General features: G+C 65.6%; 25 protein-coding genes. 15 read left to right on the top strand and 10 right to left on the bottom strand.

From position 1 onward, the window contains the following. Nucleotides 1-73 precede the first annotated feature (73 nt). Entirely contained in the window at nt 74-1,852 is a 1,779-nt protein-coding gene (gene argS / locus J0X27_RS13050) for an arginine--tRNA ligase (protein WP_207269612.1), read from the top strand. A gap of 105 nt (nt 1,853-1,957) precedes the next feature. On the opposite strand, the gene J0X27_RS13045 is transcribed toward argS, so the two are convergent. Further along, nucleotides 1,958-2,479: a DUF8159 domain-containing protein gene (locus J0X27_RS13045; RefSeq protein ID WP_207269611.1), complete on the bottom strand. Its 522-nt coding sequence runs from the start codon at nt 2,477-2,479 to the stop codon at nt 1,958-1,960. A 285-nt stretch (nt 2,480-2,764) separates the two neighbouring features. Further along, nucleotides 2,765-3,616, bottom strand: a complete 852-nt coding sequence (gene minD, locus J0X27_RS13040; protein ID WP_207269610.1) for a cell division ATPase MinD — start codon at nt 3,614-3,616, stop codon at nt 2,765-2,767. Between the two features lie 207 nt (nt 3,617-3,823). Between minD and prf1 the strand changes: the two genes are divergently transcribed. The 8 genes from prf1 (at nt 3,824) to J0X27_RS13000 (ending at nt 14,055) form a co-directional block, all read left to right on the top strand. Further along, nucleotides 3,824-5,083, top strand: coding sequence for a peptide chain release factor aRF-1 (prf1, locus tag J0X27_RS13035; RefSeq protein WP_207269609.1), 1,260 nt, complete (start codon nt 3,824-3,826; stop codon nt 5,081-5,083). A 65-nt stretch (nt 5,084-5,148) separates the two neighbouring features. After that, nucleotides 5,149-6,006, top strand: a complete 858-nt coding sequence (locus tag J0X27_RS13030; protein ID WP_207269608.1) for a hypothetical protein — start codon at nt 5,149-5,151, stop codon at nt 6,004-6,006. Nucleotides 6,007-6,198: 192 nt separating this feature from the next. Further along, nucleotides 6,199-7,128: an NAD-dependent epimerase/dehydratase family protein gene (locus tag J0X27_RS13025; RefSeq protein ID WP_207269607.1), complete on the top strand. Its 930-nt coding sequence runs from the start codon at nt 6,199-6,201 to the stop codon at nt 7,126-7,128. Nucleotides 7,129-7,239: 111 nt separating this feature from the next. Continuing rightward, complete coding sequence (locus J0X27_RS13020) at nt 7,240-8,397, top strand: lysylphosphatidylglycerol synthase transmembrane domain-containing protein (protein ID WP_207269606.1); 1,158 nt, start codon at nt 7,240-7,242, stop codon at nt 8,395-8,397. Nucleotides 8,398-8,404: 7 nt separating this feature from the next. Then, nucleotides 8,405-9,565 (top strand): alpha-1 4-glucan-protein synthase, encoded by a 1,161-nt coding sequence (locus tag J0X27_RS13015; RefSeq protein ID WP_207269605.1) that lies wholly within the window; start codon nt 8,405-8,407, stop codon nt 9,563-9,565. A 31-nt stretch (nt 9,566-9,596) separates the two neighbouring features. Further along, nucleotides 9,597-10,721, top strand: a complete 1,125-nt coding sequence (locus J0X27_RS13010) for an extracellular solute-binding protein (RefSeq protein WP_207269604.1) — start codon at nt 9,597-9,599, stop codon at nt 10,719-10,721. Nucleotides 10,722-10,775: 54 nt separating this feature from the next. Then, a complete protein-coding gene (locus tag J0X27_RS13005; protein ID WP_207269603.1) occupies nt 10,776-12,947 on the top strand; it encodes a DUF7846 domain-containing protein in 2,172 nt (723 codons plus the stop codon). Between the two features lie 64 nt (nt 12,948-13,011). Then, entirely contained in the window at nt 13,012-14,055 is a 1,044-nt protein-coding gene (locus J0X27_RS13000) for a pentapeptide repeat-containing protein (protein WP_207269602.1), read from the top strand. 97 nt (nt 14,056-14,152) lie between these two features. Here the strand turns inward: J0X27_RS13000 and J0X27_RS12995 are convergent, their stop codons facing one another. From J0X27_RS12995 to J0X27_RS12985, 3 genes are all read right to left on the bottom strand, one after another. After that, nucleotides 14,153-14,902, bottom strand: coding sequence for a dolichyl-phosphate hexose transferase (locus tag J0X27_RS12995; RefSeq protein ID WP_207269601.1), 750 nt, complete (start codon nt 14,900-14,902; stop codon nt 14,153-14,155). A 66-nt stretch (nt 14,903-14,968) separates the two neighbouring features. Continuing rightward, on the bottom strand, nt 14,969-16,606 hold the full coding sequence (locus J0X27_RS12990; RefSeq protein ID WP_207269600.1) for a GMC family oxidoreductase: 1,638 nt from the start codon (nt 16,604-16,606) through the stop codon (nt 14,969-14,971). Beyond that, nucleotides 16,603-17,148: a gluconate 2-dehydrogenase subunit 3 family protein gene (locus tag J0X27_RS12985; protein WP_207269599.1), complete on the bottom strand. Its 546-nt coding sequence runs from the start codon at nt 17,146-17,148 to the stop codon at nt 16,603-16,605. Before J0X27_RS12985 ends, J0X27_RS12990 begins: the two co-directional genes overlap by 4 nt. Before the next feature lie 230 nt (nt 17,149-17,378). Between J0X27_RS12985 and J0X27_RS12980 the strand changes: the two genes are divergently transcribed. Continuing rightward, nucleotides 17,379-19,013, top strand: coding sequence for an ABC transporter permease (locus J0X27_RS12980; RefSeq protein WP_207269598.1), 1,635 nt, complete (start codon nt 17,379-17,381; stop codon nt 19,011-19,013). Here the strand turns inward: J0X27_RS12980 and J0X27_RS12975 are convergent. Beyond that, entirely contained in the window at nt 19,008-19,757 is a 750-nt protein-coding gene (locus tag J0X27_RS12975) for an SOS response-associated peptidase (RefSeq protein WP_207269597.1), read from the bottom strand. The genes J0X27_RS12980 and J0X27_RS12975 overlap by 6 nt on opposite strands. 136 nt (nt 19,758-19,893) lie before the next feature. On the opposite strand from J0X27_RS12975, the gene J0X27_RS12970 reads away from it, so the two are divergent. Further along, nucleotides 19,894-20,763 carry a deoxyribonuclease IV gene (locus J0X27_RS12970; RefSeq protein ID WP_207269596.1) on the top strand — a complete coding sequence of 290 codons (870 nt, stop codon included), beginning with the start codon at nt 19,894-19,896 and terminating at the stop codon, nt 20,761-20,763. Between the two features lie 91 nt (nt 20,764-20,854). Continuing rightward, nucleotides 20,855-21,652, top strand: coding sequence for a class I SAM-dependent methyltransferase (locus tag J0X27_RS12965; protein ID WP_207269595.1), 798 nt, complete (start codon nt 20,855-20,857; stop codon nt 21,650-21,652). Between the two features lie 15 nt (nt 21,653-21,667). Here the strand turns inward: J0X27_RS12965 and J0X27_RS12960 are convergent, their stop codons facing one another. The 3 genes from J0X27_RS12960 to J0X27_RS12950 all read right to left on the bottom strand — a co-directional run bounded on the left by J0X27_RS12960 (nt 21,668) and on the right by J0X27_RS12950 (nt 23,356). Next, nucleotides 21,668-22,093, bottom strand: a complete 426-nt coding sequence (locus J0X27_RS12960; RefSeq protein WP_207269594.1) for a hypothetical protein — start codon at nt 22,091-22,093, stop codon at nt 21,668-21,670. Between the two features lie 91 nt (nt 22,094-22,184). Continuing rightward, nucleotides 22,185-22,727 carry a DUF6114 domain-containing protein gene (locus J0X27_RS12955; protein WP_224214574.1) on the bottom strand — a complete coding sequence of 181 codons (543 nt, stop codon included), beginning with the start codon at nt 22,725-22,727 and terminating at the stop codon, nt 22,185-22,187. Nucleotides 22,728-22,732: 5 nt separating this feature from the next. Then, entirely contained in the window at nt 22,733-23,356 is a 624-nt protein-coding gene (locus J0X27_RS12950) for a DUF6230 family protein (protein ID WP_207269593.1), read from the bottom strand. Between the two features lie 315 nt (nt 23,357-23,671). Here J0X27_RS12950 and J0X27_RS12945 point away from each other — a divergent pair, with 315 nt between their 5' ends. The 3 genes from J0X27_RS12945 to J0X27_RS12935 all read left to right on the top strand — a co-directional run bounded on the left by J0X27_RS12945 (nt 23,672) and on the right by J0X27_RS12935 (nt 25,432). Beyond that, on the top strand, nt 23,672-23,968 hold the full coding sequence (locus tag J0X27_RS12945; protein WP_207269592.1) for a class I SAM-dependent methyltransferase: 297 nt from the start codon (nt 23,672-23,674) through the stop codon (nt 23,966-23,968). A gap of 95 nt (nt 23,969-24,063) precedes the next feature. Beyond that, a complete protein-coding gene (locus J0X27_RS12940; protein WP_207269591.1) occupies nt 24,064-24,714 on the top strand; it encodes a helix-turn-helix domain-containing protein in 651 nt (216 codons plus the stop codon). A gap of 97 nt (nt 24,715-24,811) precedes the next feature. Further along, on the top strand, nt 24,812-25,432 hold the full coding sequence (locus J0X27_RS12935; protein ID WP_207269590.1) for a hypothetical protein: 621 nt from the start codon (nt 24,812-24,814) through the stop codon (nt 25,430-25,432). Between the two features lie 210 nt (nt 25,433-25,642). On the opposite strand, the gene J0X27_RS12930 is transcribed toward J0X27_RS12935, so the two are convergent. Further along, nucleotides 25,643-26,368: an SCP2 sterol-binding domain-containing protein gene (locus J0X27_RS12930; protein ID WP_207269589.1), complete on the bottom strand. Its 726-nt coding sequence runs from the start codon at nt 26,366-26,368 to the stop codon at nt 25,643-25,645. Nucleotides 26,369-26,452: the final 84 nt, after the last annotated feature.

Here is a 26,452-nt window from a genome sequence, read left to right as displayed (position 1 = left end):
CGGAGCGATGGTCCACGACAGCACCGAGACGGAACCCGACATTCCTTTACTCCGGCCCTGAATACGGGCGGGTATGTTCCTCTCCCTACGCGCGGAGGTCGAGGACGCCCTCGAGGGGGCGCTCTCGACGCTTGCCTTTCCGACGGACGATCTGGGAATCGAAGAACCGCCCGAGGATGTCGAAAGCGTCCTGGCCTCGAGCGTCGCCTTTCGCCTCGCCAGCGAGGCCGGCGCGCCGCCGCCGCAGGTTGCGGGGCAGATCGCCGACGAAATCGATGCCGACCAGTTGAGCTACGTCTCGGACGTCCAAACGCAGGGACCCTATCTCAACTTCCTGCCGAGCGCGGCCTATCTCGCCGACACGCTCGCCGAAGCGACCGACGAGGCGTACGGCCACCTCGCCGACCGCGAGGAATCGGTCGTCGTCGAGCACACGAGCGCGAACCCGACGGGGCCGGTCCACGTCGGTCGTGCCCGGAACCCGATCATCGGTGACGCCGTCGCGAATCTGCTCGACTTCGCCGGCTACGACGTCGACCGCCACTACTACGTCAACGACGCCGGCCGGCAGATGGCCGTCTTCACCTGGGCCTACGAGACCTTCGACGAGGACGACCTCGAGGGAGAACCCGAGCGCGACCGCAAAGAGTACGACCTCGTCCGGTATTACCGCAAGGGCAACGCCTACCTCGAGAACGCCCCCGAGGCGGACGTCGAGGCCGCCGAGGCCGAAATCGAGTCGATCATGCAGGGACTGGAGGCCGGCGAGGACGAGGCCTACGAGCGGGTCAGCGAGGTCGTCGACCAGGTGCTCGGCGGGATGACGGAGTGTCTCGCGCGCCTGCCCGCGGAGTTCGACGAGTTCGTCAAGGAAACCCGGTTCATGCGAAACGGCGCGACCGACGACCTCGTCGATCGCCTCAAGGAACTCGACGAATCGGTCTACGAGGAGGACGCCTGGCAGCTCGAACTCGAGGATCACGGCATCGACAAGAACCTCGTCTTCCTGCGCTCGGACGGCACCTCGCTGTACGCCACGCGCGATCTGGCCCACCACGAGTGGAAGTTCGGCAACTACGACCGCGCGGTGACGGTGCTCGGCGAGGACCACAAGCTCCAGGCGAAACAGGTCCGGACGACGCTCGAACTGCTGGGCAACGAGACGGACCAGCTCCGGCAGGTCCTCTATTCGTACGTCAACCTCCCCGAGGGGAAGATGAGCACCCGCCGCGGAACCGGCGTCGACCTCGACGATCTGCTCGACGAAGCGATCGATCGCGCCCGCGAGGAAGTCGAGAATCGACTCGACGACCGCATCCGCGACGACGAACTCGACGACGAGGACATCGAGCGCATCGCCCACCAGGTCGGTATCGGTGCGGTCCGCTACGACATCGTCTCGAAACAGCCCACGAAAGCGATTACCTTCGAGTGGGAGCAGGCACTCGATTTCGAGGCCCAGTCTGCCCCCTACGTCCAGTACGTCCACGCGCGCTGTTGTGGCATCCTCGAGGAAGCGGGCATCGACCCCGAAACCGGAATGGACGACGTCGAGACCGCCGTCGACGCCGACCGCCTCGAGACGGAGGCCGAGCGGGACCTCCTCGAGACGATCGCGCGGTTCCCGGCGGTCGTCGACGAGGCCGCCGACGACCTCGAGCCCCACCGGATCGCGACCTACACCCGCGAGTTCGCCGATCGGTTCAACGGCTTCTACCGGGAGTGTCCGGTGCTGGCCGACGACGTCGATCCCGAGGTCCGCGAGGCGCGGCTGGCGCTGGTCGCGGCCTCGAAACACGCAGTCGCGAACGCGCTCTCGATCCTCGGCGTGGCTGCGCCGCGGTCGATGTAAGCGGCCGCCCCTCGCCGCCGTCACTGCCTCCCTGAGGCCGGGTGGCCATACGGCTGGTCGCCGTTACGACCGAAAGAACACCGTCTGCAGGCGCTCCCGTACGGACTACGTCTCGTCGCTGGTCTCGAGGACGGTCTCGACGAACTCGTCCTCGCTCATCTCGTCGTTGATGTACGCGATCGCCCACTGGACGTCGACGTAGAACGACATCACTTTCGCACCGTCGTTTTCGAGCACCCACGTGACGCTCTTGATCGCGGCTTTGAACGCGTCGGGATCGGTGATCGCCGCGGCGATAGTCTCCCCGAGTGACTCCAGTTCCGCGGCCAGCGTCTCGGGATCCGTCGTGGTCGTCGTCGCGACGATATCGACTTCGTCGCCGTCCTTGTTGACGTCCTTGATCGATAGTTTGTCGCTGTCGAATTTCAGTTTGTCCCGGTCGAGCCCCGGAACCTCGGGTTCGTCGTCGCCATCGTCGGTGCCGTCGGTATCGTCTCCCCCGTCGTCGTTGAGGGATTCGTCGTCGTCGTTCGGGTCGGAGTCGTCGCCGGTCTCGTCACTGGAACAACCCGCGAGGACGGTTGCGAGCGCTGCGCCACTGCCGAGGAGGATCTTTCGTCGCTCCATGGACGGCCCATCGAGAAGAGTCATGATTAGTAATCAGTTCGTTACCGTTTCTGTCCTCGCGACCGACGAATTCGGCCACTTGCGCTCGCGGAACGGGGAGCGGAAACGGCGGACAAACGCGTCCAAGGCGAGCGCGTTCCGTGTCGGAACCGGCGGAGAATCGGTCCATCGGGTGAGAGACGATGACTGTCACGAGTTGAGGGTAATCGTCGCATTCGACGGCAGTGACGCCATCGTGCGACGACTCGAACGCGGAAGGCACCGCTTACCGACCGATTTCGCGGTTCAGTGGTCGGACTCGGCTTCCGTGATCGCACTCGAGACGTCGTCGTGTGCAGCCTCCCGTTCGTCGGCGTCGGAATCCGAATCGGCTGGCGCGGAAGCGTCCGTCGAGTCGGTCTCCTCGCCCGCCGTCGAGACCGGGATATCGACCCCAGTCAACTCCGCTGCGAGACGGCGGTAGGCGACCGCGGCGGGTCCGTGGGGTTCGAAGACGACCAGCGGCGTCCCGGCGTAGACGCTATCGCGGGCCGCAGGATCTTCGGGGATCGTTCCCAGCAGGGACACCTCGAGGCGGTCGGCGATTTCGGTGTGGGAGATATCGCTGTCCGGGCGGGTCCGGGTGAGGACGAGTCCAGCGACGGCACCGCCCGAGCGATCGGTCAACTCGACGGTTTTCTTCGTGTCGTGGACGGCAGCGGGTTCGGGCGTCGAGACGAGGACGACGGAATCGGCCAGCCCAAGGGGGAGGACCGTCTCGTGGCTGACGCCCGCACCGACGTCGAGAAAGACGTAGTCGAACCTCGATCGGAGATCCGCGACGACCTCCCGCAGCCCTTCGGGGGAGGTTTCGGCGTAGTCGTCGAGGCTGGTGCCGCTTGGAACCGCGACGATATTCTCCGCCAGTCGATAAGTGGCGTCGTCGACCGATGCATCTCCGGCTAACACGTCGTGTAGGGTCGTCGAGTCGGGGGAGAGGCTGACGAACCCGCCGAGGTTCGCCATGCCGAGGTCGGCGTCGACGACGGCGACGCGCTTGCCGGCCTCGGCCAGCGCCGTCCCGAGGTTTACCGTCGTCGTCGTCTTCCCGACACCGCCTTTCCCGCTCGCGATAGCGTAGACCGTCTCCTGAGACATATTCGGATACTGTCCGGAGCCTAGAACGGCAACACCTTAAATCGTGACCTCACCCGACGAGTCGTGGCGAGTGGCCGACAAATCGTGAGCGACGGCAACGTGGTCGCTTGGCCGCCCAGCACCGCCGAGTACGTCTGCAGCGTCACCGGTCCCGCGTCAACCGGTGTGTCAAAGGATTCTTACCCACAGCCCCGTTTTATACGGCTAATGAGCCAGGAGGCCGCACAGGAGCAATCCGACCGGAAAAAGTACGAGTTCCGGAAGGTCATCGAGGACCTCAAGGACTACGACGGCTCCGGAACGCAGCTCGTGACGATCTACGTTCCCGACGACAGACAGATCAGTGACGTCGTTCAACACGTCACCCAGGAACACAGCGAAGCGGCCAACATCAAATCGAAGCAGACGCGAACGGCCGTTCAGGACGCGCTGACGAGTATCAAAGACCGGCTGCGATACTACGACACCTATCCACCGGACAACGGCATCGTGTTGTTTTCGGGTGCCGTCGACTCCGGTGGCGGCCGGACCGACATGGTCACGAAGGTCCTCGAGAGCCCGCCCCAGCCCATCGAATCGTTCCGCTATCACTGCGACTCGGACTTCCTGACCGAACCGTTAGAGGAAATGCTGGCCGACAAGGGCCTCTACGGCCTGATCGTCCTCGATCGCCGCGAGGCGAACGTCGGCTGGCTGAAGGGGAAACGCATCGAGCCGGTCAAGTCCGCCTCCTCGCTGGTCCCCGGCAAGCAGCGCAAAGGTGGCCAGTCCGCTCAGCGATTCGCCCGCCTGCGACTCGAAGCCATCGACAACTTCTACCAGGAGGTCGCGGGGATGGCAAACGACCTGTTCGTCCCCCGCCGCCACGAACTCGACGGCATCCTCGTGGGCGGTCCCTCGCCGACCAAAGACGAGTTCCTCGACGGCGACTACCTCCATCACGAACTGCAGGACACCGTACTGGGCAAGTTCGACGTCGCCTACACCGACGAATCCGGTCTGAAGGACCTCGTCGACAACGCCGAAGACGCGCTGGCCGACGCCGAGGTGATGAAGGACAAGAAGGTGATGGAGGAGTTCTTCGAGGAGCTCAACGCCGGCGAGCTGGCGACCTACGGCTTCGAGCAGACCCGGCGAAACCTCATGATGGGGTCGGTCGACCGACTCCTGATCAGCGAGGACCTCCGGAAGGACGTCATCACCTACGACTGTCCCGAATGCGGGGCCACCGAGCGCGAGGTGATCGATCGGCGCAAGTCGACGCCGACCCACACCTGTACCGAGTGTGGCACCGACGTCGAGGGGGGCGAGGAGGACCGTGAGGACGCGATCGACCACCTCATCGAGATCGCCGAACAGCGCGGCACCGAGACCAAGTTCATCTCGACGGACTTCGAGAAGGGCGAACAGCTCCTCAACGCCTTCGGCGGCTTCGCCGGTCTCCTGCGCTACTCGACCGGGGTCTAACCACTCCCTTCGCTCCCGATCGGCGAATCGGAACGCTTTCGTTCCGGTTCGCTGTCAGTTGTGGTATGCGACGCCGTCAGTTCCTCGCGAGCGGAACAGCCCTCCTCACCGTCGCTCTCGCCGGCTGTGGCCACCCGCCGGTCGTCCTCGATATGGACGAAGCGACGGCAGACGACATCGCCAACGAAGTCTCGACGACGGTCGAGCCCGATTCCGAGGAATACTCGGTCGTCTCGTCGGCCCGTGAGAACGGCTCGGCAACGCGGAGAGGGCGGTCCGAACTGTTCGATCGTACCGAGACGGTTCGAGTCGACGACGCCTTCTACGACGTCTCGGAGACTCGACTCGGGAGCAACGAGGTGACCGTCTACGAACTCCGCATCGATTTCGACCCCGCCGATTCCACGCCCGAGCGCGGCGAGATCGAGTACGGCGACCTCCCCGAGGCGGACCGCAAGCGCCTCGAGCGACTCTTCTCGGAAGACGACCCGCCGACGCAGGACGGAGACGATATCGGCGTCGAGTACGGAACCGCCGAGGAGGTCGGGAACGGGTCGGTGTTCGTGCCGGAGCCCGAGTACGATATCGTCGTCCACGATGGGGATCGGTCTCGAGTCACGGTCGATTCGCGAACCACGACCGAGGCCGAGTATCGGTACGAGGTGACCGAAGTCGCGTCCGACGTCGACACGTTCGCCGAGCAGGTTCGAGAGCAGTACCTGTTCACGCTCGAGGGTCTTTCCGACGCCGAAAGGGAGGTCGTCGAGGAGGCGATCGACGGCGGGTACTTCGAAGACGACGACGACTTCCGGTCGGTGGTCGACCGCATTCGGAAACACGAGGGGATAGACGTGGAGGATTTCTACGGGACGTGGCTCATAGAGTACGAGCGTGTTGCGTATATCACCTATGTCGAATGGTAGGTGAAGGGGTCGAGACCGGGTGCGTCGGGTAATTCCGATGTCGTTCGGGGCGGTATATCCAAAGAGCACACACGGCGACGAAACACTCGCCATCGAGAAACGGCGACCGTGGTAAAACGGCCGTCGTCGGTTTCAGGCTCCGCCGACGCCGGAACACAACAGCGTTAACACCACGTCCGTGAACAGTCGAGTATGCCCATTTCGAACCGAGACGTGCTCGTCACGGGCGGTGCCGGGTTCATCGGCTCGCATCTCACCGAGCGCTTGCTCGCGGACGGCGCGACCGTGACGGTCGTCGACGACCTCTCGAACGGGGACCGCGACCGCGTGCCCGAGGCGGCCACGTTCCTCGAGGCCGACCTCACCGATCCCGACGCCCTCGGGGGCCACCTCGAGGACGTCGACCTCGTCGTCCACCTCGCGGCGTCGAAACACGTCGACACGGACCGGCCCCACGCCCAGTTCGACGACAACACGCGGATGACCCGCACCGTTCTCGAGGCGATGGCCGACGCGGGGGTCACGGAGATCGCGTACACCTCCTCCTCGACGGTCTACGGCGAGGCACCGCGGCCGACGCCGGAGGACTACGCGCCCCTCGAGCCGATCAGCGCCTACGGGGCGAGCAAACTCGCGGACGAGGGCTTACTCTCCGCGCGGGCCCACAGCCACGAGCTGACGGTCTGGAACTTCCGGTTCGCGAACGTGGTCGGGCCGCGCCTGCGGGGAGCGGTGATCCCCGACTTCATCGAGAAGCTCCGGGAGAACCCGGAGACCCTCACGGTTCTCGGCGACGGCCGGCAGGAGAAGTCCTACCTCCACGTCGAGGACTGCCTCGATGCGATCCTCCACACGATCGAGCACGCCGACGACGCGATGAACACCTACAACCTCGGGACGCGGACGACGACCTCCGTCGACCGGATCGCGGCCATCGTGGCCGACGAGTTGGGCGTCGATCCCGACCACGAGTACACCGGCGGCGAGCGGGGCTGGACCGGCGACGTCCCGAAGATGCGCCTCTCGATCGAGAAGCTCTCGGCGCTTGGCTGGGAGCCCCGCTACGCGAGCGACGAGGCGGTCCGCCGGTCGACGCGCGAGATCATCGACGAACTGCAGTAAGCGCGAATTCCGTCGCATCGTTTCCGATGGAATCTGACCCGAGAGCGACAGTCGAGCCTCTCCGATCCTGTTTTAGGTGGGCTTAAATATCTGGCCTCGAGAGGGATCGCTATGAACGACGGGGGGGAGCGATCGAGATCGGAAGCGCCCGCCGACGGCTCCGGGAGCGGCGGGCTCGCCGGGGCGTTGACCCGCCGTCGACTGACGATTGCGGGAACCGTCCTCGTCGTACTCGGCCTGCTCGTCGCCCTCCGGGAGATCGACCTCCGGACCGTCGCCGCCGAGATCTCGAGTGCCGATCCGCTCGTGCTCGTGGCGGCAGTCACGGTGTACGTCGCCTCGTGGCCGCTCAGGGGTCGCCGGTACGGCGACGTGCTGGCCGCGATCGGCCACCGCGGGGGGACGGCGTTTGCCACGGGAGCCGTCTTCGTGAGCCAGACGGCGAACCTCGTGATCCCGGCGCGGGGAGGCGACGCGGTTCGCGCGTACGTGATGAACACCTACCGCGACGTTCCCTACACCGCCGGCTTCGCGTCGCTGGCCGTCGAACGGGTCTTCGATCTGGCGACGATCGCCGCCCTCGCGGGGCTCGCGACGACGTGGCTCGTACTGGGCGGCGCGGCCGGTCCCCTCGAGATCCTCGCGGAGGCCGGCGGCGCGCGGACCGCGCTCGTCGCTGCAGCCGCCGTGAGTACGGCGACCGTCGGCGTCGGGTTCGTGGTCGTGACGTCCGCTCGAGCCGATCACGGTCTGGGGTCGTGGCTTCGGAGGCGAGTCGACGGTCGATCGCGCCTCGAAAGACTGCTCGAGACGGCGCTCCGATTCGCGGGCGACGTACAGGTGGTCGCCCGGCAGCCGCGAGCGCTGGCAACCATCGGGATGGGGAGTCTACTGGTGTGGATACTCGACGTGCTCACGGCGGTCCTCGTCCTCGCGGCGCTTGGCAGCGGGCTCGCAGTCGGCCCGCTGCTGGCGGTCGGAACGCTGGCGGTGAGCGTGGGGAACCTCGCGAAGGTCCTGCCGCTGTCCCAGGGCGGCGTCGGGCTCTACGAGGCCGCGTTCACGGCACTGGTCGTCGGACTGACGCCGATCGGCGCGAGCACGGCCCTGGCCGCGGCGATCGTCGATCACGCACTGAAAAACGGCGTCACGCTGGTCGGCGGTGCCGGTTCCGTCGCCTCGCTCGGGATTTCGCTTTCCGACGCTGCGGAGTCGAACCCGGACGCGACGCGGGGGACCGATACGTTTTTAGGTGAGCCTAAAAAATAACGGTGCAATGAGTCAGGATATCTGCGTGATCGTCCCGACGATCCGGGAGTACGAGTGTATGCGCTCGTACTTCGCGAACGCTCGCACCCACGGCTTCGACCTCTCACGGTTGCACGTCGTCCTCGTCACCGAGGACTTCTGTGACACCGACGAGATGGAAGCGATGCTCGAGGACGAGGGTGTCTCGGGTGAGGTCTTCGATGGCAGCCGTCGCGAGGAGTGGTACGACGACCACGACGTGGCGGAGTACGGCCACGTCGTTCCGGCCGCCAGCCACGCCGAGACGAGTTTCGGCCTGCTCTACATGTGGGCCCACGACGAGTTCGACTACGGCTTTTTCATCGACGACGACACGCTTCCCCACGAGGATCAGGACTTCTTCGGGATGCACATGGAAAACATCGCGTTCGAGGGCGAGATCGAGGAAGTTTCCTCCGACGAGCAGTGGGTCAACGTCCTCTACCAGAACGCCGACGACCACGGCCTCTACCCGCGTGGCTACCCCTACTCGGCGATGAACGAAACGGTCGAAACTGGGACGACCGAGATCGACGGCGGCGACGTCGTCGCCTCCCAGGGGCTGTGGACCAACGTCCCCGATCTCGACGCCGTCCGCATCCTCATGGACGGCGACCTCGAGGGCCAGGCCCAGACCCGTACCTCGAGCGACGACTTCGGCGACGACTTCGTCGCCGCTCGCGGCAACTACCTCACCGTCTGCTCGATGAACCTCGCCTTCCGGCGCGAGGTGATCCCCGCGTTCTACCAGCTGCCGATGGACGACAACGAGTGGGAGGTCGGCCGCTTCGACGACATCTGGTCGGGCGTCTTCCTCAAACGGGCCTGCGACGTGCTGGGCAAACGCATCTACAACGGCGCGCCCCTCTGTGAGCACAACAAGGCTCCCCGGAGCACGTTCGACGACCTCAACAACGAAGTGCCGGGCCTCGAACTCAACGAGCACCTCTGGCGCGTAATCGACGGTGTCGGCGGCGACGCAGACGACTACGCCGACGTCTTCGAAGCGATGGCCATCGAACTCGCCGACGGCGACTGGGACGCGTACAACAACGGCGCGTTCTTCAACTACGTCGGCGAACACATGCTCGACTGGCTCGAGTGTCTCTCGGCCCTCGAGCGACCCGCGGCCGTTGTGGGGAATCGATGACTATAAGTGTATTTAGGCCAGCCTAAAACCCATGACGAAGGAATACGATTCCGCGGGCCGACGGGCGTTTCTCGCCGGCTCTGCCGCGCTCGGTACGGCCGGTCTGGCCGGCTGTACGGGCCTGATCGGGGGCGAAGAGGAAGACGACGAGAACGTGTTCAATCAGATCGGCTCCGGCCGCGCGGGTCGCGACCAGCCTGGGGGGACGCCGATGGCGGACCTCCCCGAACTCGAGGGGGAACTCCACATCTACTCCGGGCGAAACGAGTTCCTCGTCGGGACGCTCATCAACAGCCTCGAAGACATGTACGACGGGTTCGAGGTCGTCGGGCCGCGATACAACGACTCCTCGGATCTGGCAAACCAGATCGCCGAGGAGGGGTCGGGAACGGACGCAGATGTCTTCTTTACCGTCGACTCGGCCGCGCTCGGCGAGATCGCGAACGAGGGCCTGTCGCGGTCGCTCTCCGACGACGTCCTGGAGATGGTTCCCCAGGAGTTCCGAACCGACCAGTGGGTCGGGACCTCCGGCCGTATCCGGACGGTGCCCTACAACACGGACGCGTTCTCCGAGAGCGACATGCCAACGAGCATCGACGCCTACACCGACTTCGAGGGCGACCTCGGCTGGGCCCCCTCCTATGGCTCCTGCCAGTCGTTCGTCACTGCGATGCGACTGCTCGAGGGCGAGGAGGCGACCCGCGAGTGGCTCGAGGGCGTCGTCGATGCGGGAATCTCGGCCTACAACAACGAGATGGCGGTCTGTCAGGCCGTCGCGGACGGCGAGATCGACGCCGGCTTCACCAACCACTACTACATCCAGCGCGTTCTCGAGGGATCGCCCGACGCACCCCTCGAAACCGTGTTTACCGACGGTGACGCGGGCGCTACCTTCGACATCGCGGGCGCAACCGTTATCGAAAACACAGACGTGCCCGATCTGGCGGAGAACTTCGTCCGACATCTGCTCTCGGCGGAAGTCCAGGAGTACTTCGCGGTCGAAACGTTCGAATATCCGCTCATCCCCGAGGGCAATCCGGTCGGCGAACTCCCGACGATCCCCGAACTGGACGTTCCGGACCTCGACCCGTCCGAACTGTCCGACCTCCAGCCGACGCTGGATCTCATGCGCAGCGTCGAGGGCATCAACGTCTAACCACCCGCCACAGACCTCGTGATCCGCGATCCCGTTCGTACGGTCCGGTCGGTAATGGACAACCGGAAACGCCGTCTCGACCTGGCCGCACTCGCCGTCGTCTGTCTCGCCGGCTTCGCAGTGGCGATACTCGCAACCGAGCTCTTTCCCTACCACTCGAGCAACGACGACGAGGGAGTCTACCTCCTGCAAGCAGCCATGCTGCTCGAGGGGCAACTCGAGATACACGCCGGCGAGTTGGCCGACGCGTTCCGACCGTGGTTTTTCGTCGAGGACGGCGGCCGGCTTTACTCGAAGTACTCGCCGGTTATCCCCGCGATGTACGCCGTGGCGATGGCGCTGTTCGGCGAGCCGCGTGTGACGCTCGTCGCCGTCGCAATGGGGAACGCTGCGCTCGTCTACGTCCTCGGATCGATGGTCTTCGATCGACAGGTCGGCGTCGTCGCTGCGGCCGTCTTCGCCGCCGCCCCCATGACGCTCCTGACGTCGTCGGCGTTTCTCCCGTACGCGCCGACGACGGTGTTGAATCTCGTCTTCGCGGTGTGGTACCTCCGTGGCCTCCGTACTGGCAGGCTTCGGGATGCCGCCGTCGCCGGGGCAGCGATCGGACTCGCCTTCTTCGCCCGACCGTACACTGCCGTCCTGTTCGCCGGTCCGTTCATCTGTCACGCAGCCTGGACGATCCTGCGGTCCGTCCGCCATCGCTGGCGGGACAACCGGCTCCGACCGCTTCCGGATCCCGTTCGGCGAAACGCCGTCACCGCCGCGGCCGGACTCGCGTTCGTCGGTCTGACGCTCGCGTACAACGTCCGGGTCACGGGGTCACCCCTCACCTTTCCGTACGCAGCCTTCGCCCCGCTCGATGGCCCCGGCTTCGGTCATCGCGAACTGCTCGATCATTCGCTCGAGTACACGCCGGCCGTCGCCTTCGAGGCGAACAGCGCCGCCCTTTGGTACTTCGCCACGCGGTGGTTCACTGCGGGGTTGATCGGAACGGTCACCGCACTCGCAGGTCTTGCCCTCGCGCTGTGGCACTGGCTCCCCGGTCGCGACGCCGACGGCGAGCGTGACCGCCGGAGCGACCGAACTGCGGGCCTGCTTCTGGCCGGCCTCTTCGTCACCGTCTCGCTCGGCAATTTCGCGTTCTGGGGCAACTACAACGTCCACGCCGGAATCGCCGATCCGACCACCGGTCTCCTCTCGAAGTTCGGTCCGTTCTATCACTTCGACCTCCTCGTCCCGCTGTCGATCTTCGCCGCGTTCGCCGTCGTCGCTGGCTGGCGGCAGTGTCGCAACGTCGCGATCCGAAACCGGATCGCCACCGTCGCGTCCCCGCGGACGGCTCGAGCCGTCGTTCTCGCCGCCTTGCTCGTGAGCGTGCTCGTCGCCGGCGCGGCGAACGCCGCCCTCCTCTCGGCTCCGGTCGAGCGCAACGCTGCCCACACCGAGCGGTTCGAGTCCGCCTACGAGCCGTTCGAGGAGCGCGACCTCGAGAACGCACTGGTCTTCCTCCCGACACCCTACGGCCAGTGGCAGGGCCACCCCTTCCAGGCACTCCGGAACGACGGCGGTCTCGACGGTGAGGTCGTCTACGCACTCGAGGGTCCCCCTGCCCGCGATTTCGCGGTACTAGATTCCTACCCCGACCGAAACTACTACCGCTACAGCTACCGCGGCGAGTGGACGGCGACACCGGACGACGAGGTCGTCGCCCGACTCGAGGAGCTGTCGGTCCGGTCGGGCGAGCGCCTCGACGGCGAAACCACCGTCGGGATCGCCCGTCGGGTCGACCGGGCACACGTTCGCCTCGAGAACGACGGCGAGGTCGCCAGCGAGACGATCGTGAATCCCGACGACGAACTGTCTATCGCGTGGTCGCTCGAGCGCGCTGCAGGCTCCGAAACCGATGGGAACGCGAGCGCCGGAGAGGGCGGTATCGCTCGGCTGAACGGATCGACGACCGAGACGGTGTCGTTCGACGGGGCCGACGAGGTCGTCCTGACGATCACACAGGTCCAGCCGGAGGGGGCGACCCACACCTACCGTCAGGAGATACCCGTCCGGACGACCGACGACGGCGTCGAAGCGGTCTGGCCGCCCGAACGGACTGCCTGTCCGCTCGTGACCGACTGCGGGGCCGACGGGACCTACCTTCCCGACCGGCCCGACAGCCACAGCGAGTGGGAGCGCTTCGAGACCCGACTCGAGGCGAGCGAGCCCGAATAGTCCGTCAACAGGAGTGGGGTTATTCAGGCAGCAACGTTAGGAGCCGACTTCCCGCAAAACGCCTATGACCGAGAGGCGTTGCGGTCACGTGACGAACAGCAGCGGCGTCGACGAAGTGGGGGCGATCTGTTGCTGGCGGCCCACGTGGGGGGAGACCGACTGCTGTCTCTGGCACACCGAGCGCGTCGTTCCGAGGGACGAGTACGAGCGCAACACCCCGGAGCCAGACGAACGGCTCGACGGGGCGAACTTTCGAGAAACGACGTTGAGCGGCGCGTCGTTCCTCGCGGGCCGATCACTCCTCGAGGCGGATTTCACGAACGCGGTCCTCGACGGTGCCGACCTCTCGGAGACGGATCTCCGGCGGGCCACGTTTCGGGACATCGACGCCCACGGAACGTCGTTCCGGAACGCGAACCTCCACGACGCGGTGTTCGTCTTCGCCGATCTCCGCGGTGCTGATTTCCGCGGTGCGAGGCTCTATCGTGCGGGCTTGACCGACGTCCGGCTGAACCTCGAGACGGCGTTCGACGAGCGGTCGGTGTACGAGGACGACATCGTCGGGTCGCCGCCGAGCGACGAGGGAACCGAACCGGTCGACTCCGCAAAATGGGTGTATCGTGAGCTACAGCGGCTGTACGACGAGAACGCGTTTCCGGAGAAGGTCCACGCATACTACGTGCGTGAGATGGACCTTCGCCGGCGACAGGCGTGGCGGGTCGGTGCGTACCTCCAGGGGATAAAGCTCGCCGGCTCGCGCTGGGTCATGCACTACGGGACGAGCCCGTGGCGCGTCGTGGCGACGTCGGTGCTCCTGATTCTCGTCTGTGCCGCGTTGTACCCGCTGACCGGCGGCATTCAGGAAGTCGGGACGGAGACCGCGGTCACCTACCAGATCGAAGACCCTGCCGAGACGCCGGGCCCTGTTCTCGTTCGAGCGTTCCTCAAGAGCCTCTACTTCAGCATCATCACGTTCGCCACGCTCGGGTACGGCGACATCCAGCCCGTCGCCGGCTTCGCTCGCGCGATCGCCAGCATCGAGACCTTGCTCGGCTCGGTCCTGATGGCGTTGCTCGTTTTCGTCCTGACGAGGAGCGTCCACTATTGAGCGACGCTGATCCGCCGACGATCGGTCTTCGGGGGAATCAGTCGAGCGGGCTGGAGTGCGTTCGGTCGAAAGGGATCACCGACGCTCGACTCGGTGCTTACTGCGTCGGCCGGTGGGGCAACTCTCGGAGCCGCTCCTCGAGCGAGACTTTGACGATCGATCGCGCGATTTCGACGCCGCCTTGCAGCGGATCGAGCTTCGTCTGACCGGCGCGCTCGCGGTACTCGATGGGGTGCTCGCGGACGTCGTAGCCTCGCATCAGCGGGCGGATCAGGAGTTCGGCCGACAGGCCGGTGTTCTCGGTCCACTCGATCGATTCGACAACGTCGCGGCGGTAGGCCCGCATTCCGGTCGTCGTGTCGTGGACGCGAGTGCCCATCAGGACGCTCGCAACCGCCGCGAAGACCTGATTGCCGAAGCGATTGAATCCGGGCATCGCGTCGGCACCGTGGTAGAGCCGATCGCCACTGACGACGTCGTGTCCGTCGTTGATCAACGCGAGGAACTCGGGCAGTTGCTCCATCGGATAGGTGTCGTCACAGTCGGTCGTCACGACGATCGGGCGATCGGGCTCGAGGATCGCCGCGCGCACGGCGACGCCGTACCCCTGCGGTTCTTGCTCGATGACTGTCGCACCGTGCTCGCGGGCGATCTCGGGCGTTCGATCCGAGGAGCCGTCGACGCAGACGACCTCCGCCTTCCCGTCGGTGACGTCCTCGATGTCCGCGAGCACTTTGCCGATCGCTTCCTCCTCGTTGTAGGTCCCCATGACGACGCTGAGATCGTTGAACGTGTACTCCGCCTCGCCGGTTTCGGTCGTCGTCTCGGTTTGCTCTCCGCTACTCATTGGCGGTACTCTCTGCCCTCCGTATTTATATTTTTAGGTTTGCCTAAAAGGCAGGGGGATTCGACACTAAACCGACTCGAGGACGTGGTCTCCGGCCTTGAGCGCGAGCGCCGCGATCGTCAGCGTCGGGTTCATAGCCCCGCCGGTCGGGAAGACGCTGCTCGAGGCGATCCAGCAGTTCTCGAGGTCGTGCGTTCGCAGCGTGGGATCGACGACGCTCTCGGCGGGGTCGTTCCCCATGCGGGTCGTTCCCATGTGATGATTGGTCGGAATCGTGTTTTCGGGGCCGTCCTGCCACTCGATCTCGGCACCCAGCTCCTCGAAGACGTCCCGCTGGATCTCGTTTGCCCGCTCCATCGTCCGGCGCGCTCGATCGCCGACGGTCAAGTGGACGTGGGGGACGGGGTTGCCGTGATCGTCGGTCCGCTCGGGGTCGAGCCCGACGTAGCTGTCCTCGCGGGGGAGCTGTTCGATCAGCGCGCCCATGGCGATGTGAGTGCCGTAGTCGCCGCGGATTCGCTCGAGCAAGTCGTCGCCCCAGTCGTCGCCGGTCAGCGCCATGCCGACGGGCGAGGGGCCGGCGAAGTTGAAGAACTCGAGTTTGAAGGGGGCGTACTCCGCGTCGGCGTCGTCGTAGAACTGGTGGGACTCGCTGGTCAGGAAGCCGACGTGGTTCTGCCGGGTCGGCTCGTCGAGGACGCCGAACGTGCCCGCAAACGAGTGTTCCATGAAATACCGGCCGACGAGGCCGCTCGAGTTGGCCAGTCCGTCGGGGTAGTGACTCGACTCCGAGAGGAGCAGCAGGCGGGGCGTCTCGACGCCGCCACAGGCCACGACGAAGGCGTCGGCTTCCTGGCGGTGGCGCTCGTCGTCGGGGGTTGCGTAGACGGCCGCCTCGATCTCGTCGGCGTCGTGTACGAGACGCTGGACCGGCGCACGATCGATCACGGTCGCGCCCTTGCGCTCGGCGCGCTCGACGTGGACCGTCGCGTCGTACTTCGCACCGGAGGGGCAGACCGGTCGACAGGTGCCGTAGCCGACGCAGGCGCTTCGGTCGTCGTAGCTCTCGGAGTTGCGCGCGTTCGGCACGGAGTGCATCGCGATCTCGAGTTCGTCGCAGGCCTCGGCGAACAGGCTGTCGCTGTAGGATGGCGGAAACGCCGGCATCGGATGCGGTTCTTCCCGGGGCGGCGCGAAGGGATTGTCGGCGGCACCGGCGATCCCCAGTTCCCGCTCGGCCTCGGCGTAGTATGGCTGGAGGTCCGCGTAGTCGATCGGCCAATCCGCGCCGACTCCGCGGACGCTCCGAGAGTTGAAATCCGCCTCGTGGAGCCGCATCACCATCCCCTGCCAGTGGAGCGTCGAGCCGCCGACGCCCTTGACCCGGGCGCGGTTCAGCGGGTAGTGTCGGTCGCCCGACGCCGAGTACGCATCGCGTTCGGGATCGCCGTCCCAGACGTCCGGCCGGTCGTAGAACGGCCGGATCGCCCGTTCCTGTCTGGCGAGCCTGTCGGCCGGATCGAACCGCGGCCCGGCCTCCAGGATCACGACCTCGCGCCCGGCCTCGGCGAGTCGGTCCGCGACGATCCCACCCGCGGGGCCCGCCCCGATCACGCAGACGTCTGCGTCCGCGACGGGCGTTCGGTCGACAGCCTCGTCAGTGATGGGGGCTGCCGATTCGGGGGGCGATCGAGCCTCGCTCACGATCGTGGCCCCCGCTGGTAGCTTTCGATTCCACCCGCGTGGCCTTGCGGGTTCTCGATGCCGACCAGTTCCCCGCCCGTGGGCGAGGCGTACAGTGCCACCAGGAGTTCGTTGACGACGTAGTACCGGACCCGTTGGGCGGTCGTCCCGTCCGGGTTCTCCTCGGCGGTATCGGCGCGGAGTTCTCGAAAGAACCGATCGCGTTCGGCCACGGACAGCGCCGCGACGCCGTCGGCGTACCACGCGTCGGCGAGTTCGTCCAGTTCCGCGACCACCGCGTCCAGTTCGGCGGCGTGTGTCGGATCAGCCAGTCGACCCTCGAGGAACCGCTCGACGAACGGCCGCGTCCCGGTAACCGCGCTTGGATAGACGACCTCGGCGGCCGCGACCATCGTCTCCCGAATCAGTTCGGTATCGACGTCGGCCCCCGAATCGGTGCCGTTCCCGTCGGGAGGCGCTCCTCTGGGAGCGGCACAGCCCGCCAGCGTCCCCCCGCCGAGCGCAGCCAGTGCGGCGACCGCGTCCCGTCTGGTCAGCTCCATGCGAGCGGATTAGGTAAACCTAAACCTTATACCCGTTGGAACGAGACGCTCCAATAATGGGTCACCCACACGGCGGAACGGCTTCCGGTCGGCCCGAGGGCGACGGCCGCCCTCGGGGAACGAGTCGGTGATGGTCGACGTGGAACCGCCAACTATTCCGCACTGTCGGACCGATTATCCCACAACGGTCGCCGATCCCGTCCAACAGTACCACCAACGACGAATTACGTATGAAATCTCTGCTCTCACGACGACGCGACACGACCGACGGACCGACGCTCGGGCTGTTGTTCCTGTCCGGTGCCATCGCCGTCATCGTCCTGTTCCCGCTTACGTACCTCCTCTTCGAGGCGATGACCGTCGACACGGGCCGGCTCTGGGAGATGCTCGTCCGCCCGCAAACCGCGACCATCGTTACGAACAGCCTCCTGTTAATGACCGGCGTCACGGTCCTCTCTGCGCTGCTCGGCGTCCCCCTGGCGTGGCTCACCGTCCAGACGGACCTCCCGTTTCGCCGCTTTTGGTCCGTCGTCGCGGCCCTCCCGTTGGTCGTCCCGAGCTACATCGGCGCGTTCGCGTTCGTCTCGGCGTTCGGACCACAGGGCGAGTTCCAGTCGATCCTCGAGCCACTGGGGATCCAGCAGTTGCCCGAAATCTACGGCCTCCCCGGTGCGACCCTGGTCATCACGCTCTACACCTATCCCTACGTCTACCTGACGGTCCGGGCCGCGTTGCTGTCGTTCGACACGACGCTGCTCGATGCCGCCCGCACCCTGAACCACGATACGTGGACGGCGTTTCGCCGCGTGACGCTCCCACAGATCCGACCCGCCGTCGTCGCCGGGGCGTTGCTCGCGGCGCTGTACGCCGTCTCCGACTTCGGGACGCCGGCGATCATGCGTCTGCCCGTCTTCACCCAGCAGATCTACGTCGAATATCGCTCCTTCGGCCGGGACTACGCCGCCTTTCTCTCGTTGCAACTGCTCGTCATCGTCCTCGTCGTCCTGGTTCTCGAGTGGTGGGTCCGACCCGACCGGACGGTCCAGGGCGACGGGTCGGAGGGGACCGGCGGCCCCGTCGTGGAACTCGGGCGATGGCGCTGGCCGGCGACGCTCCTTCCCGCCGGCGTGACCGGGATCGCGTTGCTGGTGCCGCTGTGGATCCTCGGCCTCTGGCTCGTGACCGCCGATCCGGACGCACGGCCCGAACTCGCGTTCGAACTCGAGTACGCGCTGAACTCCCTGCTGGTGGCCGGCGCGGCCGCGTTCGTCGCCGTCCTGGTCGCCCTGCCGGTCGCGTACGTCGCGGCCAGAGACGAGTCGCCGCTGTCGACGCTGTTCGAGCGATCGACCTACGTCGGCTTCGCCGTGCCGGGTATCGTACTCGGGCTCGCACTCGTCTCGTTTGCGACGACCTACGAGACCCTTCGACAGTCGTACGGCCTGACCACCCTCCCGGCGCTCTACCAGACGATTCCGCTGTTGGTGTTCGCCTACGTCGTCCGATTCATGCCCCAGGCCGTCGGCTCGATCCGGACGACGACGCTACAGGTCGATACGAAACTGGTCGAAGCTGCACACACGCTCGGCGAGACGCCGCTGCGGACGTTCCGAAAGGTGACGCTGCCGCTCATCGCCCCGGGCGTGACCGCCGGCGCGGCGCTGGTCTTCCTGACGACGATGAAGGAACTCCCGGCGACGCTACTCCTTCGGCCGACCGGCTTCGAAACCCTCGTCACGATCATCTGGAAGGCACAGGGCGAGGCGTTCTTCCAGTACGCCGTCATCCCCGCACTGCTGTTGCTCGCCGTCTCCGGGCTCTCGTTGCTCGTCCTCCTCACCCAGGGCGGGCGTGAGGGGCTATAACCCTCGGTCACCGCTCCGCTCGAGGACCTCGATCGGCTCGATCAGCGACGGCTCGTCCGTCGCCGGGTCGTTCACCGCCGTCGAGACCGGATACGCCGTCATCCCGTCGGACGGATAGGGCTCGAGCAGTGCTCGGGGCTCGTCGCCCGACAGCCACCGTTCTTCCGCAGCCGGCTCGAGAACGACGGCCATCCGGTGGTGGAGTTCCGAGACGAGGTCGTTGGGGTCGGTCGTGACGATGGTAAACGTCTCGAGGGGGCCGCTCTCGGATGCCTCCTCGACGCCGCCACCGAAAGCGTCGAGCCCCGTCTGGGTCGTTGCCGGTTCCCAGCGCTCCCAGAGGCCGGCCATCGCGAACACGCGATCGTCCTCGAAGGTCACCCGATAGGGCTGTTTTCCGTCCGCAGTCTCGACCCACTCGTAGAACCCGTCCGCAGGAACGATGCATCGCCGCCGCTCGTAGGCCGACTCGAAGCTCGGCTTCTCGTCGATGGACTCCGCCCGCGCGTTGATGAGCCCGCCGCTGTCGTCGTCGGCCCACGACGGCACCAGTCCCCACTCGAGGCGCTGGATCGTCTCCGGCTCCTCGTTCGTGATCACCGGCAGCTCCTGGCCGGGTGCCATGTTGTACCGCGGCGTAAACGTCGCGTCCGATCCCGAGTCGGACTCAGCGGTCCGAAACCGGGCGTCGAACCGGGCCTCGAGGTCCTCGTCTGGGACGGTGAGCGTGTAGCGACCGCACATACTGGAGTCCTCGGAGCGCTGGCCCAAAGGCCTGTCCGGTCACGACTGCAAACGAGTCGAGCACGCGGGCCTGCTCGGAACCACCGCGTGAATCCGCTCCGAAGTACCTATCACGAACGGGTACTGACGAGTGGCCATGAAAGTCGGAGCACACGTTTCGATTTCCGGTTCGCGCGTCTCCTCGGACGACGAAACGCCGCCCTACGACGACGTTCGCAACGCCGTCCACCGCCAAGTCGCGTTCGGCGGCAACTGCGGGCAGATCTTCACGACCTCGCCGCAGGTCTGGGCCCAGCCCGAACTCAGCGACGAGGCCGCAGAGGGCTTTCGCGCGGAGAGCGACGAGCGACTCGAGGGGCCGTGGGTGATCCACTCCGCGTACCTCGTGAACCTCTGTACGCCAAAAGACGACCTCCGGCGGAAGTCCACGGAGAGCATGCAGGCCGAACTCGACGCCGCCGACACACTGGGTATCCCGTACGTAAACGTCCACCTCGGGGCGCATACGGGTGCCGGCGTCGAGGGTGGCCTCGACAACGCCGCGAGCGTCATCGACGACCTCGAGGTCCCCGAGGACGTAACGATCCTCATCGAGTCCGACGCGGGCAGCGGCACGAAGCTCGGCGGCGAGTTCGAGCACCTCGCGGGGATCGTCGATCGCACGGACACGGACATCGGCATCTGTATCGACACCGCCCACACGCTGGTCGCGGGCAACGACCTCACCACGCCCGAGGCGGTCGACGAGACGATCGGCCGGTTCGACGACGAGGTGGGCCTCGAGTATCTGGAGTACATCCACCTCAACGACTCGAAACACGACGTCGGCACGCACAAGGACGAACACGCCCACATCGGCGAGGGCTTCATCGGCGAGGACGGGATGAAGGCCATCGTGAACCATCCCGACCTGCGGGAGCTGCCCTTCGCACTCGAGACGCCGACCGAAGACGGCCGCGGCTTCGCGTGGAACATCGAGAAGGTCAAGGAACTGCGGGAGTCGTAACCCTCGATTCGGCGAGGCCCACGACCACGTGTTCCGTCTCGGCCGTTCGAGAAACCGACCCGTTTTTATTCGAGACGCCGTATCCGGAGCCGTGCGCGAGTTCTCCGAATCCTATCTCAGCCGGACCCGCGAGGGGATGTGGGCCGATTCCCGCGACGCGCTCGAGCCACTCGAACTCGAGTCCCGCGATCGGAGCCTCGACGTGGGCTGTGGAACCGGCGAGTTGAGTCGCGTGCTCGCGGCGGAGTCGCCGGGCGAGGTGATCGGCTGCGATGCGGATCCCGACCTGCTCGGGGCCGCGAGCGAGCGCGTCCCGGTCGTGGCCGGCGACGCCGGTCGGCTGCCCTTTCCCGACGATGCGTTCGATCTCGTGGTCTGTCAGGCGCTGTTGATCAACCTCCCCGAGCCCGCACGCGCCGTCGCCGAGTTCGCTCGCGTCTCGAGTGACCTCGTCGCGGCGGTCGAGCCGGACAACGCCGCAGTCGAGATCGACTCGAGCGTCGACGCCGAAGGTCGACTCGAGGGCCGGGCACGGCGGGCCTACATCGACGGGGTGGACACGGACGTCACGCTCGGGGCCGACGCCCGCGAGGCCTTCGAAGCGGCGGGACTGGACGTACTCGCGACCCGCCGGTACGATCACGTTCGAACGGTCGAGCCGCCCTACAGCACCGGCGCACTGACGGCCGCCCGTCGGAAGGCGACCGGCGAGGGGCTGGCCGACGACCGGGCGACGATGCTTTCGGGTGCGTTGACCGAATCGGAGTACGACGAACTTCGCGGTTCGTGGCGGGAGATGGGGCGGGACGTAATCGACCAGATGGAAACACGGGAGTACCGCCGCGAGGAGGTCGTGCCGTTTTTCGTGACGGTCGGTCGGATGCCGTGAGCGGATCGGAAGGGGTCACCACGGGAGCAGTGCGCGCAACACGCTCCCCACGACGCCGCCGACGAGTCCGTCGACGACGGTCAGCAGCGAGAACGCGAGTGCGATCAGGACGATACTCGGCAACCCGAGTCCCGAAAGCATCGGGCTGATCGGACCGATGGATGCGAATATCAACAGCGGCGGTTCGTTGTATAGTCCCAGCAGCGTTCCGAGAGAGGCGGTCACCGTTCCTGCGACGCCGCCGACGAGCGCGCTCGCGATCGCCGCGTGAACGATGCCGGACGTGACCCGGCCGGCGGCGTAGGCGGCGATGAATCCGGCGACGACGCCACCCCCGATACGAGTGAGCAACGGCACCAGCAACGCGTTGAGATTGATGAGGATTCCGACGAGAGTCGCCCCGACGATGATCCACGTGTCGATCACCTCGGATTCAGTCATTCGTACCCCTCGTCGGATACTCGAACGGAGTACTGGTGATACACGCCGATCCCGCGCGGTGAACGCGCCCATCGATGCGGTCGATCTCCCTTCACTTACCCATGGTCCGCCGTTTGATGTGTTCGACGCGCTCGCGCAGTTGCGAGGCTGCCCTCGCGGCGACCGATCGGAACGGGCGACACACTCGCGCAACTGTCGCGTCGACTTTGCTCGGGTCCGTCGTGCTCTCGTCCTCGGGTTTCCACGCGAGACAGAGGTTCCCGCCGATGATCCCGAGCAGCATGCCGACCAGTAGTCCGCCGAGCGAACCGAAAATCGAGAGGATCGAGAGGGCGACGCCGACGACACCGATCACGTCGGCGAGCTCCGGTCGGTACAGCGCGAATACCCCCGTCAGAAAGACGAACACCCCGAACGCCGCTCCGATAGCGAGAAAGCCCGCCATCTCACCACCGATGAAGATGATATCCGGCAGGATCTGCAGCGGGACCCACGCGATCAAAACCCCGGCAATGCACAGCAACAGACCGCCGAGGAACGGCCGCTGCAACCGCCAGCGTGTGAACCGCTGCCATCGAGTCGCGACCCACTGAGTGGGGAGCCTGGAGTCATCCCGACCGTCTTTCGTTGCCATCGGAATCACTTGTCACCATCGGGGTTGTAATTCAGGTCGACGCTGAGACCCGGGAGCGTAATCTCGTTCGAGGCGAGGTACAGCATATCGATCTCGGCGTCTTTCTGTACCGTTCCGGGGCTCTCACCTTCGATATCGGTGATGAAGCCGTCTTCGGGATCGGCGTTCTCCCCGGCCGCCTGCTGGAACTGCCGGTTGGGATCGTCGTGGTACTGGGTCTTGATGACCTGTCCGTTGAACGACGCCTCCTCGGCGTCGAGTCCCGTCATCTTGATGTACTGCTGATCCGCCTCGACAGTCTCGTCGGCAGTAAACGAGATCTCCATCGTGCCGCTGAGTCCGGGCAGTTCGTCGACCGATTGTTCTCTGGTCAGTCTCAGTCCGTCGATTTCGACATCCCGTTGTTCGACGATGAGGGCTGGCGTCGCTTCCGCGTTATCGCTCTCTCCGACGCCGGGATAGAGGAGGAACTCATCGGATCTGATTTCGTCGGCTTCGACGGTGAACCCGCCAGCACCGGCCAGCGGTGCAGCGTACGCCGTTGCCGAGGAGAGAATAATGAGTCCCACGATCGCAACAGCGAGAATCGAGATCCCGGTCCCGGCCACTAGCCGCTTCGTTTCATACATACTCCGTCCTCCGTTCGATCGACGAGTTCGTCGTCCCCAGACGATTGTAGGATCCGTTCACACGCTGGCTGAATCGGTACTTCGCTCGCATGGCACAGAACCACACACAACGCAACCTCCAATCTGTTTTCCCCCTCGGATACGGGGGAGTTTATACTGTGGTATGGCCGAATCACTGCGCGACTGATAGCGCCATTCTCCCCGCCTCAGTACGGGACAACGCGGGACCGCTCGGCTCGTCGCTCGAGTGAATATTATAAAAAAACGTGTATTTACGGGATAATAACTATTGAAGAGAGTGGCCCGTGTGGGAGCATGCAACGGACGCGGTTCGACACCGAAGCAATCGTCGACTTCTCCAACGACACTGCGTGGGAATATCGCTTCTTCTGGAGCGACGCCACCCGCCACTATGGCTGTTACGACGACGATCACACGAGCCATCGGGAGGCCATGGAACGCTCCAACGGCGTTTACGCCGCCAAATTCGACGTGGACACGACGGAGACGCTGCTGGACGTCGGGACGGGACGTGGCGGCGTTCCCACGCGGGTCGCGGCCGAGTGCGGGATCGCGGTTCACGGCGACTTCACCGCGGAGCTCCCGGCGTAGGTGATACCGATGATGACAGCAACGACCGCTCGAGGCGACACGGAGCAGCCCCATCCCAGCGGCCGGCGAGTTCGAAACGTGGTGAGTATCGGGCCATGAGATACGCAAAGTGCATCATCATTACCGACGAGGCGGGATTACATCCCGTCGACAAGCGGATCGCCGAACACACGGACATCACGCGTGAACTCCTTCACAACGTCAGTCTCCTCGGGGACGAAACGATCGTGACCCTCTTTCAACTGTCGGGTGACCGAACGGCCCTCGAGGAGATCCTGACCGACTCCCGGATGGTCCGGAAGTTTCACCTCTCGGGGCGGGACGACACGATACACGCCTATCTCCATCTCGAGCGATACGACAGACTCGTCCGACTGATGAAAATGCTCAGACAGTTCGAATTCATCATCGATACGCCCCTGGAGTACACGCGACGCGGTGGGCTCTGTGTCACGCTGATCGGCGACGTGGTGAGTTTTCAAAACGCCGTGCCGAACATTCCCGACGGGATCACGCTCAAGCTCCTCAAGACCGGGACCTACGAACCGAACACGGACCGATTGTTCTCCCAGCTCACCGACCGACAACAGGAGATCCTTCGGACCGCCGTCGATATGGGCTACTACAACGTTCCTCGAGAAGCGACCCACGACGCCATCGGCGAGGAACTGGACTGTACGGGCGGGACGGTCGGCGGTCACCTGCGGAAAATCGAGGCCAAGATCCTCTCACAGATCGTTCCGTGAGTCGGCTCACGGTCGCTCCGCCGAGTCGTATAAACCACCGTCGATACCCGGACCAACACTGAGACACGTTACCGACGAACGACGACGGGAGGCGAGTATGACAGACGCCGACGCCAGCACCGAAACCGACGGTTCGAACGCAGTCGGGGATCGGCCGCCGTACCGCGTGGCACTGGCCCCGCTCTCCGAGGCGGCCGACTCGGTCTCGTTCGACCCTCGCGAGGTCGAAGCCGCGATCGCCGGCGGACTCGCCGGGGCGTTTCCGGCGGCGTTGCTGATCCAGCGGTGGGATACCGACGCGATCAGACGGGTCGGTGCGGTCTTCGGTACCCCGACGCTCGACGGCGGCTGGCTCGCGATGTTCGCCCTCGGGGTCCTGTTTTCGCTGCCGTTTATCGCGTTCGTCTCGATCTGTCTCGACCCGTTCGTGGAGTGGCTGCTGGGAATCGTCCGCCAGAACGCATCCCTTCGGGCGGCACTCGTGGCACTCCTCGATCGATCCGCCCTCGCGACGATCACGTTCGGACTCGGCAACGGCTATGGAGCCGCGGTGGGAGTCGGCTTCGGGGTGCTCCTACAGCCCCTGTGGGTGACGGTCGTACTGGGCGTTCCGACGACCGTTCCCATCCTCGCGCTCGAGAGAGTCGTCGCCGTCGTCGCGTGGACCGTCTACGGTGGCACGCTCGGGCTGGTATACGGGCTGCTCCTCGAGCACTGAGACGGTTTGCTGTCCCGAGTTCCCGGTGGAACCGCAGACCGGTCCCGGTCCCACCGACACTGACGGACGGGAGACCGTATGAACCGTCGCTTCGTCGCGGGCCAGGGATTCGAACGATGGGAGCCCCCGAAACGAGTCCACACGACTCGCAACGCTGTCGTCCGAGTCGGTGTGCAGTGACGGTCAGTGGCTACGATAGGGGCCACGCACTCAGAACAGAAACCGCGAGTCGACATCGGCGGCGACGTCGGCCAGGCCGACCGCCGCGTCGGAGTACTGCAGGAGCCGCTGTATGTCACCGTCCAGCTCCAACTCGCCGGCCATGAGCATGTCGACGATGCCGCCGTCGCCCCGAACGAGTTTCGTCCACGTCTCGTACTCGCCGGCGAGCCGGAAGCCGTATTCGTGCTCGTCGGGCTCGGTGAGCACCTCGACCCCTCGGCACTCGCCATCGTAGAGATCCAGATACGAGTAGACGGTCCCGTCCACGACGTTCTCCGTCGCTTGGACGGTCAAGTCCTCGAAGATGTCGGGAACTGCCGCCAGGAGTTCCGGCCAGGTCCGGGCGGGAAGGTCCGCGATCGTCGTCCGGCAGAGTTCGGCAGTGAGCCGGTCCTCGAGCGCCCCCTCGCGGGCGTCGATCCGCTCGCGGACGTCCGCCGGTGCCGCCTCGACGATCGGTTCGATCGCGTCCGCCGAGCGATCCGAAAACTCGTCCTCGATCGCGTCGACGATTTCCGGTGGCAGACCGGCGAGCGTCGTCGTCTCGAGTGGCACGTCCTCGATCTGGAAGACGAACGAGCCGTCGAAATCGACGCCCCACCCCGCCGAGCGAGCGGCGTAGTCGTCGCTCTCGTTGATCGCTCGCCGGTACTGTTCGAGCCACGGTTCCGTCGGGAAGTACTGTTCGATCGGTCGAACTCGTTGCGTGCTCATTGTGAGTGTTCGGGTTGCCCCGATAGAGACGGCCGAGCCGAGACGTATACGGGAGATCGACCACCCGTTCGGCCGAACCCCACA

Origin of the sequence: Natrinema longum (assembly GCF_017352095.1) — an archaeon.
Classification (GTDB): Archaea; Halobacteriota; Halobacteria; order Halobacteriales; family Natrialbaceae; genus Natrinema; species Natrinema longum.
This window is presented reverse-complemented; position numbering and strand designations above follow the sequence as displayed.